Below are 12,684 nucleotides of genomic sequence, written 5' to 3' on the forward strand. Positions count from 1 at the left end.
CCAGACCTTTTGGGTCTGGTCGCATGTTTCCGTCAAAGCGCCGGGATCACAAGATTTTTCGTCGAAAAATCTTTAGCCTTACCCTTTGGCTTCTCGGATCAGGCGCAAGATGTCTTGTGCAGCCTCGGGAATGTTCGTGCCCGGTCCAAAGATCGCCTTGACGCCGTGATCATAGAGGAACTGATAATCCTGCTGCGGGATCACACCGCCGCAAATGACGATAATATCTTCAGCTCCGGCCTTTTTCAGTTCTTCGACCAGTTGCGGGGCCAGCGTTTTGTGTCCCGCGGCCTGAGACGAAATCCCGACCACATGAACGTCATTGTCGACCGCATCCTGCGCCGCCTCAGCAGGTGTCTGGAACAGTGGGCCAACATCCACGTCAAAGCCGATATCGGCAAAGGCGGTCGCGATTACCTTGGCACCCCGGTCATGCCCATCCTGACCCATCTTGACCACCAACAGGCGCGGGCGGCGGCCCTCTGCCTCGGCGAATTCGTCGATGGATTTCTGGATCGCGGCAAAGCCTTCGTCGCCCTCATAGGCGGCACCATAGACACCGGCCAGTGTTTTCACCTCGGCGCGGTGGCGGCCGAACTCTTTCTCCATTGCCATGCTGATCTCTCCTACGGATGCGCGGGCGCGGGCGGCTTCGACCGCAGCAGCCAGCAGGTTTCCGCCCTCCTGGGCGGCTTTGGTCAGGGCGTCCAGCGCCAATTCACATGCAGCTTCGTCACGGGTGGCGCGGATACGTTCCAGACGCGCGACCTGCGCCTCGCGCACAGCGACGTTGTCGACGTCCAGAATGTCGATCGGGTCTTCCTGCTCCTTGCGGTATTTGTTGACCCCAACGATCACCTCTTCGCCCCGGTCGATCATGGCCTGACGGCGCGCGGCGCTTTCCTCAATCCGCAGCTTGGGCATCCCCGAGGCGACAGCCTTCGTCATACCACCCATCTCCTCGACCTCTTCCATCAGGGCCCAGGCCTTTTCAACCAGCTCGTTGGTCAGGCTTTCGACATAGTAAGACCCCGCCAGCGGATCGACCACATCGGTCACACCGGTTTCTTCCTGCAGCACCAACTGTGTGTTGCGCGCGATGCGGGCTGAGAAATCAGTGGGCAACGCGATTGCCTCGTCCAGTGCGTTGGTGTGCAAGCTCTGCGTGCCACCCAGAACCGCGCTCATAGCCTCATAGGCTGTGCGGATCACATTGTTGTATGGGTCTTGTTCCTGCAGCGAAACGCCAGAGGTCTGACAATGAGTACGCAACATCTTTGACCGCTCTGATTTCGCCCCGAAATCGGTCATCACGCGGTGCCACAGGGTGCGGGCGGCGCGCAGTTTGGCGATCTCCATGAAGAAGTTCATACCAATCGCAAAGAAGAACGACAGACGGCCCGCGAACTTGTCCACGTCCATCCCGGCCTGCGTCGCAGCGCGCACGTATTCGCGCCCGTCCGCCAGCGTATAGGCCAGCTCCTGCACCAGATTCGCGCCGGCCTCTTGCATATGGTAGCCCGAGATCGAGATCGAGTTGAACTTGGGCATCTCATTCGACGTGTAATCGATGATATCCGAAATGATCTTCATCGACGGCTCGGGCGGGTAAATATAGGTATTCCGCACCATGAACTCTTTCAGAATGTCATTCTGAATGGTGCCGGACAGCACAGATTTGTCGTGCCCCTGTTCCTCGCCCGCCACGATGAAATTCGCCAGAATCGGGATCACCGCGCCGTTCATGGTCATCGAGACCGAAACCTTGTCCAGCGGGATGCCGTCGAACAGGATTTTCATGTCCTCGACAGAGTCGATGGCCACACCGGCCTTGCCCACATCGCCCACCACGCGCGGGTGGTCGCTGTCATAACCGCGATGCGTGGCCAGATCGAAAGCTACCGACACGCCCTGTTGACCCGCGGCCAGATTGCGGCGGTAGAAGGCATTCGATTCCTCGGCGGTCGAAAAACCCGCATATTGACGGATCGTCCATGGGCGGCCTGCATACATCGTAGCCTTAACCCCGCGCGTGAACGGGCCGAACCCCGGCAGCGTACCTATGTGCGGCAGATCCGCCGTATCCTCGGCTGTATAGAGCGGCTTGACGTCGATGCCTTCCAGCGTCTCTTTGGTCAGATCTTCCAGCGGACGCCCGCGCAGCTCTTTTTCGGCCAGCGCCTGCCAGTCTTTGGTATCGTTCATGGCGATTTCCTTTTCCTATTTCGGGTTGCGCGCGAAGAGGAACCCGCACGCAGTTATGTTTCGAAGTGCCCGGCCAATCCGGGCTGCGCGCGACAAATTGAGCGCGCATTGCATTTCACTGGTCGCATTCATCTGAACAGGGGCTATATTCGATGGAACAGGAGGCCCCATGACACGAACGCTTGCCCTTGTTTTCTCGGCACTAATCCCGCTGGCCGCGATGGCTGCCGACGGGTCTGCGCCGGATGAGGATGAATTTGTCCGACCCGCAGGTGACAGCGAGTTGAGCGAGTTTTTATGGGTCAACAGACCCATTGTCGTCTTTGCCGACACGCCCGCAGACCCCCGCTTCCAACAACAAATCGACATGCTGATCGAAGGCGAAGCCGCGATGCGTGACCGCGATGTGATTGTCATCACCGACACGGACCCGGCAGCAAAATCCCCGATACGGTCGCAATTGCGCCCGCGTGGTTTCCAGATGGTGTTCGTCGACAAGGACGGCGTGGTCAAACTGCGCAAACCGTCCCCGTGGAGCGTGCGTGAGATCGGTCGATCCATCGACAAAACCCCCCTGCGCGAACGCGAGATTCGCGAACGGCGCGAGGGCGGTTGATAGCCTTCGCCACGCCCCAAGCCCCCGGCGCGGAACGCCGGGAGAGCTATGGGGTATGACAAAAGTGCCGTCATGATCACTCGAACTCGATGATCACATCGTCCACGGCAAGACTGTCGCCGGGGCCTGCGTTGATCTTGGCTACAACACCTTTCTTCTCGGCGCGCAGGATGTTTTCCATCTTCATCGCCTCGACAGTGCATAGCGCCTGACCTTCCTGCACCTCTTGACCCAGTTCAACGTCGATCTTCACGATCAGGCCGGGCATCGGGCAGAGCAGCATTTTCGAGGTATCGGGCGGCAGTTTCTCGGGCATCAGTTTGGCCAATTCCGCCTGGCGCGGACGGCGCACATGCACTTTCAGGTCTGCACCCCGGTTGCGGATACGGAACCCACCCGAGATTTTGCCGACCTTCATGACCAGCGCCTCTCCGTCGACATCCAAAACAGCAAGTTGATCGCCCGGCGTCCAATCCGAGGCAACCCGCAGACTTGTGCCATCCGAGAAGGCCACTGTCGCGCCCTCTTTATCCGCTTCGATCTTGACGTCGAACTCCTGACCCTGCAGCGCAACATTCCAATGCGCGCCGACCTTGCGCTCGTGGTTGTCCATACGGCCCGAGACGCGGGTGCGACGAATTTCAGCGACACGGTACATCGCCGCGCAAGACGCAGCGATACGGCGCAGGTCTTCTTTTGGCAGGGTGACGCCTTCAAAACCGTCGGGATACTCTTCGGCGATGAAAGCGGTGGTCATGTCGCCACTGATGAATTTGGGATGATCCATCACTGCCGACAGGAACGGCAAGTTGTGGCCGATGCCTTCGACCTCAAAGCTGTCCAGCGCCACACGCATCGCCTCGATCGCGGCTTCCCGGGTCGGCGCCCAAGTGCAGAGCTTGGCGATCATCGGGTCATAGTACATGCTGATCTCGCCGCCTTCAAAGACGCCGGTATCGTTACGCACTGCGGCCTCGCCTTCGGGCGCGTCACCCTGCCATTTGCCATTCACCAACATCGGACCAGCCGCCGTTTCCATCGGCGGGCGATAGCGGGTCAAACGGCCAATCGAGGGCAGGAAGTTGCGATACGGGTCTTCGGCATACAGACGGTTTTCAATCGCCCAGCCAGTCAGGGTGACGTCATCTTGGGTGATGGTCAGTTTCTCACCTGCGGCTACGCGGATCATCTGTTCCACCAGATCGACACCGGTGATCAGCTCGGTCACAGGGTGTTCCACCTGCAGGCGGGTGTTCATTTCCAGGAAGTAGAAGTTCTTGTCCCCATCCACGATGAACTCGACCGTCCCGGCGCTGGCATAGTTTACAGCCTTGGCCAGCGCGACGGCCTGTTCACCCATCGCCTTGCGTGTCTCGGGGTCGAGGAAAGGCGACGGGGCCTCTTCCACAACCTTCTGGTTCCGACGCTGGATCGAGCATTCACGCTCGCCCAGATAAATGCCATTGCCGTGGCTATCGCAGAGAACCTGAATTTCGATATGGCGCGGCTGGGTTACGAATTTCTCGATGAAGATCCGGTCATCGCCAAAGGAATTCGCGGCCTCGTTCTTGGACGACTGGAAACCCTCGCGCGCCTCGTCGTCATTCCACGCGATCCGCATGCCTTTGCCGCCGCCACCGGCGCTGGCCTTGATCATGACCGGGTAGCCGATCTCGTTCGAGATCTTCACTGCCTCTTCCGCGTCTTCGATCAGCCCCATGTAACCGGGCACGGTCGACACGCCTGCGTCCTGCGCAATTTTCTTCGAGGTGATCTTGTCGCCCATGCTTTCGATCGCGCCGACCGGGGGACCGACAAAAGCCACGCTTTCGGCATCAAGCGCTTCGGCGAACTTGGAGTTTTCCGACAGGAAGCCATAACCGGGATGTACCGCCTGCGCGCCGCTTTGACGGATCGCGTCCATGACCTTGTCAATCACGATATAGGACTGGTTCGCAGGAGGCGGGCCGATATGAACGGCCTCATCCGCCATCGATACGTGCAGCGCGTTGCGGTCCGCGTCCGAATAAATGGCAACGGTGCCGATACCCATCTTGCGCGCAGTCTTGATGACCCGGCAGGCGATTTCGCCCCGGTTGGCGATCAGTATCTTGTTGAACATGGAACGTCCTTTGTCTTGGTGTTCGAAAAACGTAACACGCCGCCGCAGGGACTTAACCCCACGACGGCGTGATCAGCGATGACGGTCGAGGCCGAGTAAGCCCCGATGACTTCGTTAGCTACAGTTGTTTTGCGTCTTGCAATACAGCACGTTGCCGGCCGCGCCGACCACGGCCCCGAAGAGCGGGTCCGATTGCAGCACCGCCGCGCCGACTGCGCCGGCGCCACCGCCCAGGATCGCCTGTTCGCCCGTGGTGTCGCCACAGGCTGCAAGCCCGGCGCAGGTCGCCAATGCAAGCGCAAGTTTCGAGAGTCGCATGATTTCTGCCTCATCTGTTGGTTTGAATCAGTCGAAGCCAGATGCGCGGTTCGTGTACTGCTATTCAATAACAGACAGGTATTAGGCCAAATATGCGCAGCTTTATGCCGTCGATCCCCCTCCGTGTGCGCAAAGAAAAACGCGGGCAGGGATTTGTGAAACTCACAAGCCTGCCCGCGGAAGGAAGGGGTACGGAATAGTAGGTGCATGTGCGGCGCAGGCAAAGCAGAGCCGCACGGCTTGGACACCATGCACGGTGTGGTTGCACCTGCAAACTGTGATTCACGAGTTGCAATTTTTCCGGCTGGAATCTGCCCATTCAAGGAAAAGCCGCGCAATTTTGCGCCGACGCTGTTTCGCGCATATTCACGGGGACTCACGTGAATGTTCGTCACGATCCCGTTACAAACGTTGACCCGAAAAACAAGCTTTGCACTTGCGGCATCACGTTTTGCGCACGCGATAGCGACGAAAAAAAACACTGCACTCATAAGGTTAACCGATCTGTTCACCTTGCTGTGATCCAGGTCCGCTTTTCCCACAAATTTTCTTGAGATTTTTGCGTTTGATTGTCCCAATCTCGTGATTTCCCTGAAAATCGTCGGCGTGGAACGTTGCGCGTGCACACTCGCACACAAGGAAACATCCAAATGATTACAAAGAGAAAAACGGCATCTCTGCTCGCTGCCACTGCGCTTAGTGTGACTGGCACGCTTGCTTATGCCCAGGATGCGAATACGCAGGCCGAACTGGAGAAACTTCGCCTCCGGATCGAAGCCTTGGAATCTCAGGGACCGAACGCGACACCCGGTGAATTTAGGATCGGGAATACGACATTGGACGTCTATGGCTATGTCAAAGCCGACTTCTTCTACGATTTCGACTTCGACCAAGGCGATACAGCGTTCGTCAACGTAATTGGTGAACCTTCCGCTGAGACCAGCGGCACCTTTGGCGCAACCGTCCGTCAGTCGCGGATCGGCTTGCTCACCAGTACGCCCAGCGCCATTGGCGATATCGGCGGTCAGTTGGAGCTTGACCTGTTTGCAGGCGGCGGCGCTGCTGAACTGCGTTTGCGTCACGCCAATATCCGTATCGGCGACCAGTGGTTGATTGGCCAGTTCTGGACCAACTTCCAGCCCTTGGACACCTATCCGACCTCGGTTGAATTCAACGGTCCCGTTGGTATCGCCTTCGCCCGTGTTCCGCAGGTCCGTTACACTAACGCATTCTCTGAAAATGCCGAATTTGCACTCTCCATCGAGGAAAACGTCGGTAGCTCCAACTCGGATGATCCGGTTTTCACCGCGTCGGCCGAATACAATGATGGCACTTACGTCGCCCGAATTGCCGGTCTTTACGGTCGAGCCCAGGACGACGCCGGCATCAATGAAGTCGACCAATGGGGTGTGACTCTGTCCGGATCGGCGCGGCTTTGGCAGGGCGGCCTGTTCCAGGTCAACTACGTGACCGGTCAGGCGCTTGGACCGTGGCTGATCGGCTTGGGTGATGCGGTGGTCAACGGCGAAGCCAACGATGTTGACGGCTTCACCGTCGAACTGCGTCAGGACATCGGTCCGAAATGGAACGTCGGTATCGCCTACGGTTACGAGGACTATGACTTGGCAACCTCGACTGGTGATCTGGCCTTTACCGAGCTTGAGACGATCCACGTAAACGCCTTCTATCAGGCGACCGAGACTCTGACACTGAGCGCCGAATACATCTACGGTGAGCGGAACGACGTGAACTCGGGCGATGACTTTGACGGCAGCCGCGTTCAAGTTGCGGCGCAGTTGAACTTCTGATCGCATATCACGACCCTGCCCCCATCGGGGCAGGGTTTTCCACGGAGCATTGCCCGCGTGAGGATATACGGCCTGATAGGTCACAATCAGCGCAGTCCGTCGAAAATATCCGGAAACGACAGCTTTGCGGCGTCAGGGTCGATCACCAGCAATGCGTCATAGCTGGCCGGATCAAAAGGATCCTCGGCTGGAATGACTTCACGCTCGAACAACCAGCTAAGACGACCGGCATCCAGATTACCCCTCTCAAAAGGCTGGTCGCCGAAATGTTGCCAGAGCGCCTCCATAAATCCCGCATCCGCCCGGCGGTCGGCCGGTTTGCGATCACGGAACCGTTCTCGTCTGGTTAGCGGCGTCACGCCCTTGGGATTGGCCCGGCGGATTGTGAATTGGAAATCTGTTCCGGCCAAACGACCGGGAAATCCGCGGTGCTTCAGCATGTTGCTCCTCCGCTGACGTAAATGTCCCCAAAAACATCGAAATCGCATCCTGTGATGGATGAGTTCATCTTGCGCACCTCCAAAGCCGCATTGCTGGTCAGAAACGCTCTGACGATCTGAAAACCGGGTCTCATGATCAGAGCCCCTCCCAGATACACTGCGCCTGCTCCAATCGGTAGGCTTCGAAATACTGCGTGGCGTCAGGTGCGGCTTGTCCAAATTCCGTTGGCCTATCAGACAGCGAGATCACCACGCGTGCCGGTTCCAAATCGTATTCAGCAACATAGGCGACGGCCAGCGTATGGCACAGGTGCTCCATATCGACCGAGGCGACGTCATAGCCGATACGGCCTACGTCGGAACCGATCTTCGGAGCGACAAAGCGGAAACGGACCCATAGTTCGCCGGGGTTGTTGTCCAACAGAACATCGCTCAGATACACGGGCTGACCCGAAGGGACAGCCAAATTGGTTTCCGCAACTACAGGGGATGACAGGGTCAGAAAACCTAGACAAAAGGCGCGACCCCGGACCCACCAAAGGTGAGCTCCTCTCTCCGGGATCGCGCGCGCATGGCTTTTGGCCCGCGCTTTTCTATATCTGGTAAGAGCACTCATTTATCAGCTTTGCCCTCAATGTCAAACTCAAGTCCCCGTCAGGTCTTCGTTACCTTGGACTGCAAAAGACAATCGGGGTCGAGTTGACTAGAAACCGACCCCGCCCAAGCACTTACAACGGGATGTTGTCGTGCTTTTTCCAGGGGTTTTTCAGCTTTTTGTTGCGCAGGCTTGCGAAAGCGCGCGAAACGCGACGCCGCGTCGATTGTGGCATGATCACCTCGTCGATGAAGCCACGTTCCGCAGCAACGAATGGATTGGCGAAACGGTCTTCGTAATCCTGTGTGTGCTGCGCGATTTTCTCGGCATCGCCCAGATCGGCGCGGTGGATGATTTCGGTCGCGCCCTTGGCGCCCATCACCGCGATCTCGGCTGTCGGCCACGCATAGTTGAAATCGCCGCGCAGGTGCTTCGACGCCATAACGTCATAAGCCCCGCCATAGGCTTTGCGGGTAATCACGGTGACTTTAGGGACGGTCGCCTCACCATAGGCAAATAGCAGCTTTGCACCGTGCTTGATGACACCGCCATATTCCTGCGACGTACCCGGCAAAAAGCCCGGAACATCCACAAGGGTCAGGATCGGAATTTCAAAGCAGTCACAGAACCGCACGAAACGGGCCGCCTTGCGCGAGCTGTCGATGTCCAAGCACCCGGCCAGAACCATCGGCTGGTTGGCGACAACACCGACAGTCTGCCCTTCGAGGCGAATGAAACCGGTGATGATGTTTTTGGCGTAGTCTTCCTGAATCTCGTAGAAGTCGCCTTCATCCGCCACCTTAGTGATCAGTTCTTTCATGTCGTAAGGCGTGTTCGGATTGTCCGGGATCAAGGTATCCAACGAGGTTTCAATCCGGTCGGGTTCATCAAAGAACGGACGGACAGGGGGTTTCTCTTGGTTGTTGAGCGGCAGGAAATCGACCAGACGGCGTACTTCGGCCAGCGCTTCAACGTCGTTTTCAAAGGCGCCATCCGCGACCGAGGATTTCTTGGTGTGGGTCGATGCGCCGCCCAGTTCTTCGGCCGTGACAACCTCATTGGTGACAGTTTTCACCACATCGGGACCGGTCACAAACATGTAAGAGGTGTCTTTGACCATAAAGATAAAGTCGGTCATCGCCGGGCTGTACACTGCGCCACCTGCACAGGGTCCCATGATCACGCTGATCTGCGGCACCACGCCCGAAGCCATGATGTTGCGCTGGAACACCTCGGCATAGCCCGCCAACGAGGCGACGCCTTCTTGAATCCGCGCGCCGCCCGAGTCGTTGATGCCGATCACTGGCGCGCCATTCTGGATCGCCATATCCATGATCTTGCAAATCTTCTGGGCATGCGTTTCCGAAAGAGACCCGCCAAATACGGTAAAGTCCTGGCTGAACACATAAACCATCCGACCGTTGATCGTGCCCCAGCCGGTGACTACGCCATCGCCCGCAGGTTTCTGGTTTTCCATACCAAAATCGGTGCAGCGATGACTGACGAACATGTCAAACTCTTCAAAGCTGTCTTCATCCAACAGCAGTTCGATACGTTCCCGCGCAGTCAGCTTTCCCCGCGCATGCTGAGCGTCAATCCGTTTTTGACCACCACCCAAACGGGCATTGTTACGGCGGTCTTCAAGCTCGGTCAGGATGTCTTTCATGACAGTGATCCCCTAATGTAATCTGGCGGGACACTATACGTTATGCTTGCCAGCCCAAAGCAACTTTCGGCAAATTTGCAAACCTTTGAACATTTTTTGATTGCGTAATGCAAATCAGCAAATTTCAACGCTGAGATCACAATGCTAATGCCAATCCCAAAATCGCGGACTATACAATTGAACTATGCAGTTCAGATCATCTTCCGCTCGACGCTCACCCCCATCTATTGCCACGCTTGTGCTATTGTCAGGGCTGTCGGCACTTAGTCTGAATCTCTATCTTCCCAGCCTTCCAAACATGGCTGTTTATTTCCAGACAGACTATAAGGTCATGCAGCTTTCGATCGCCCTGTACCTTATGGTCAGCGCGGTGCTGCAGATTCTTATCGGACCGATCGCAGACAAGGCCGGCCGCAGGCCAGTCTTGCTGTACGGCCTTGCCCTGTTCCTGGTGGTGACATTGGGCTGCATCTACGCGCCGAACGCCCCGGTCTTTCTGGCGTTTCGGATGTCTCAGGCGATAATAGTCGTCGGCATGGTGCTTAGCCGGGCTGCCGTGCGGGATCTTTACGATCAGGATCAGGCTGCATCGATGATTGGCTACGTGACTATGGGGATGGCGGTCGTCCCGATGATTGCCCCCGCGATCGGAGGGCTGCTGGAAGAATCCCTCGGATGGAAGGCTAATTTCTGGCTGCCTTTCGTTCTGGGCGCATTGACGCTGATCCTTTGCTTCAAAGACTTCGGAGAAACCTCAGCCAAAAGCGGGAAGACCCTGCTGCAACAGTTTCGGGAGTATCCTGAACTGCTAACGTCTCCTCGCTTTTGGGGGTATTCGCTATCCTCTGCGTTGTCGTCAGGTGCCTTCTTCGCCTACCTCGGCGGAGCCCCATTTATCGGGACCGAGATATTCGGAATGTCAGCCGCAGAAGTTGGCGTATATTTCGGCGCGCCTGCGATTGGGTATTTTGCCGGTAATTTCCTAAGCGGTCGGTATTCCGTCCGATTTGGTGTCAACCGAATGGTCCTGCGGGGCTGCATCCTGAATGCCGCTGGCGTTTTTCTGTCGGCGCTTTTGTTCCTGTTTGGGCTAGGCACACCCCTTAGTTTCTTTGGGCTTATGACATTCGTCGGCCTTGGAAATGGCATGACGATCCCGAACGCCACTTCGGGCGCTCTTTCAGTGCGCCCACATCTGGCAGCAACGGCCGCGGGGCTGAGTGGCGCGATAATGCTGGCGGGTGGGGCTGGCCTCAGCGCACTGGCTGGGTCGCTGCTGACCCGCGAAACAGGGGCGATGCCCTTGCTATGGCTGATGCTTATAACCGCCTTGCTGGCTGTCTTTGCAATCACATCCGTAATCCGGCGGGAACGTCGTCTGGGACTCTAGCAATGCTTGCGCCCCGCGATTAGCAAAGTTAATTTCCCCCAACGGAATAGTTGCAAAGGCGCGCCATGGCGACCCAGAAACTCTATGCAGGCGCGAAACTACGCGAGATGCGCACGCGCCTGACCCTGACCCAAAAGGAATTCGCCGCCAAGCTGGGGGTTTCGCTCCCTTATCTTAATCAGATGGAGAACAACAACCGTCCCATCTCGACCACGGTTGTTCTGGCATTGGCGCAGGAATTCGGCATGGACGTGACCGAGTTAAGCACCGGCGACAGCGAACGCCTTGTGTCAGATATGCGCGAAGCACTCGCCGATCCGGTTTTTGACGATGCAATGCCCCCGTTGGCCGATCTGCGACTGGCGGCATCAAATGCGCCTGCGTTGGCCCGCGCGTTTATCGCTTTGCACCGCACCTATCGGCAGACCCACGAACGGCTCGCATCGCTGGACGAAGCATTGGGGCGTGAAGATGCGCAAATTCAGGCCAGCCCCTGGGAAGAGGTCCGGGATTTCTTCCACTATTGCGACAACTACATTGACGCCGTGGATCGCGCGGCCGAGCGTTTCGCGTCAATCGCACAGGAAACCGGCGGCATTCGCGATGCCGCGATCAGCAGCCTGCGAGAAAGGGATATTCGGGTACACATTGCTGATATCAAAGAAACCCGACGGTATGACGCTGACAGCAAAACCCTGTCTCTGTCCTCGCGAAGCGCGCCTCAAACGCAGGTGTTCCAGCTTTTGCTGCAAGTCGCCCTGATAAACCAGGACAAGCTGCTGGAAGCGACGTTGGACTTTGCCAAATTCCAAACGGATGAAGCCCGCGCCATCGCCAAGATCGGCCTCGCCAACTACTTCGCAGGCGCATCCCTAATGCCCTACAGCGCATTCCTTGGGGCCGCGCAAGACTACCGCCATGATCTGGAACTGCTCAGCAACCGCTTTGGGGCTTCAATCGAACAGGTCGCTCACCGCCTTTCGACACTGCAACGTCCCGGTGCCAAGGGTATTCCGTTTTTCTTTGTCCGTGTCGATCAGGCCGGTACAATCACCAAACGCCACTCGGCCACACGCCTGCAATTCGCCCGCTTTGGCGGCGCCTGCCCCCTTTGGAACGTGCACCGCGCCTTTGAAACACCGGGCCATTTCCTGCGGCAACTAGCGGAAACCCCCGATGGCGTTCAATACATCTCGTTGGCGCGGGACGTTTCGAAATCCGGGGGATCCTTCGGCGCGCCTGTGCGTCGCTACGCCATCGCGCTTGGATGTGAAGTCCGGCACGCCGAAGCCCTTGTCTATGCAGATAATCTGGATATCAATAACGCCAGCGCCTACGAACCTATCGGAATATCCTGCCGTATCTGTGAAAGGCAAAACTGCCATCAGCGTTCGGTTCCACCACTCGAACGTCGCCTGACCATCGACGCCCATACCCGCAATATCTTGCCTTACGAAGTCACCTGAACTTCAATTAGCCTGAAATATCCCAGGGGAGGCGCTGCGTGCCGCGACGGGGGCAGAG

General features: G+C 57.5%; 10 protein-coding genes. 4 read left to right on the forward strand and 6 right to left on the reverse strand.

Annotated features, from left to right (window positions below; all coding sequences use genetic code 11):
• Positions 1 to 78: 78 nt before the first annotated feature.
• Positions 79 to 2,205, reverse strand: a complete 2,127-nt coding sequence (gene scpA, locus GOW48_RS09270; RefSeq protein WP_170753156.1) for a methylmalonyl-CoA mutase — start codon at positions 2,203 to 2,205, stop codon at positions 79 to 81.
• Between the two features lie 169 nt (positions 2,206 to 2,374).
• Here scpA and GOW48_RS09275 point away from each other — a divergent pair, with 169 nt between their 5' ends.
• Positions 2,375 to 2,821, forward strand: a complete 447-nt coding sequence (locus GOW48_RS09275) for a DUF4174 domain-containing protein (RefSeq protein ID WP_170352489.1) — start codon at positions 2,375 to 2,377, stop codon at positions 2,819 to 2,821.
• A gap of 76 nt (positions 2,822 to 2,897) precedes the next feature.
• Here GOW48_RS09275 and GOW48_RS09280 read toward each other — a convergent pair whose 3' ends face one another.
• Together GOW48_RS09280 and GOW48_RS09285 are read right to left on the reverse strand one after the other, a co-directional pair.
• Positions 2,898 to 4,943, reverse strand: a complete 2,046-nt coding sequence (locus tag GOW48_RS09280) for an acetyl-CoA carboxylase biotin carboxylase subunit (protein WP_170753158.1) — start codon at positions 4,941 to 4,943, stop codon at positions 2,898 to 2,900.
• A gap of 114 nt (positions 4,944 to 5,057) precedes the next feature.
• Positions 5,058 to 5,261 carry a hypothetical protein gene (locus tag GOW48_RS09285; protein ID WP_170753160.1) on the reverse strand — a complete coding sequence of 68 codons (204 nt, stop codon included), beginning with the start codon at positions 5,259 to 5,261 and terminating at the stop codon, positions 5,058 to 5,060.
• Between the two features lie 650 nt (positions 5,262 to 5,911).
• Here GOW48_RS09285 and GOW48_RS09290 point away from each other — a divergent pair.
• Entirely contained in the window at positions 5,912 to 7,069 is a 1,158-nt protein-coding gene (locus tag GOW48_RS09290; RefSeq protein WP_170352486.1) for a DcaP family trimeric outer membrane transporter, read from the forward strand.
• 86 nt (positions 7,070 to 7,155) lie between these two features.
• Here the strand turns inward: GOW48_RS09290 and GOW48_RS09295 are convergent, their stop codons facing one another.
• From GOW48_RS09295 to GOW48_RS09305, 3 genes are all read right to left on the reverse strand, one after another.
• A complete protein-coding gene (locus GOW48_RS09295; protein ID WP_170753162.1) occupies positions 7,156 to 7,509 on the reverse strand; it encodes a hypothetical protein in 354 nt (117 codons plus the stop codon).
• A 136-nt stretch (positions 7,510 to 7,645) separates the two neighbouring features.
• Positions 7,646 to 7,975, reverse strand: coding sequence for a DUF6497 family protein (locus GOW48_RS09300; RefSeq protein WP_170753164.1), 330 nt, complete (start codon positions 7,973 to 7,975; stop codon positions 7,646 to 7,648).
• Between the two features lie 262 nt (positions 7,976 to 8,237).
• Positions 8,238 to 9,770 (reverse strand): acyl-CoA carboxylase subunit beta, encoded by a 1,533-nt coding sequence (locus GOW48_RS09305; protein ID WP_170753166.1) that lies wholly within the window; start codon positions 9,768 to 9,770, stop codon positions 8,238 to 8,240.
• A 184-nt stretch (positions 9,771 to 9,954) separates the two neighbouring features.
• Here GOW48_RS09305 and GOW48_RS09310 point away from each other — a divergent pair, with 184 nt between their 5' ends.
• Together GOW48_RS09310 and GOW48_RS09315 are read left to right on the forward strand one after the other, a co-directional pair.
• On the forward strand, positions 9,955 to 11,160 hold the full coding sequence (locus tag GOW48_RS09310) for a multidrug effflux MFS transporter (RefSeq protein WP_170753168.1): 1,206 nt from the start codon (positions 9,955 to 9,957) through the stop codon (positions 11,158 to 11,160).
• Positions 11,161 to 11,225: 65 nt separating this feature from the next.
• Complete coding sequence (locus GOW48_RS09315; RefSeq protein ID WP_170753170.1) at positions 11,226 to 12,626, forward strand: helix-turn-helix domain-containing protein; 1,401 nt, start codon at positions 11,226 to 11,228, stop codon at positions 12,624 to 12,626.
• Positions 12,627 to 12,684 lie beyond the last annotated feature (58 nt).

It is taken from the genome of Ruegeria lacuscaerulensis (assembly GCF_013033355.1).
In the GTDB taxonomy this organism is placed as follows: Bacteria; Pseudomonadota; Alphaproteobacteria; order Rhodobacterales; family Rhodobacteraceae; genus Ruegeria; species Ruegeria lacuscaerulensis_A.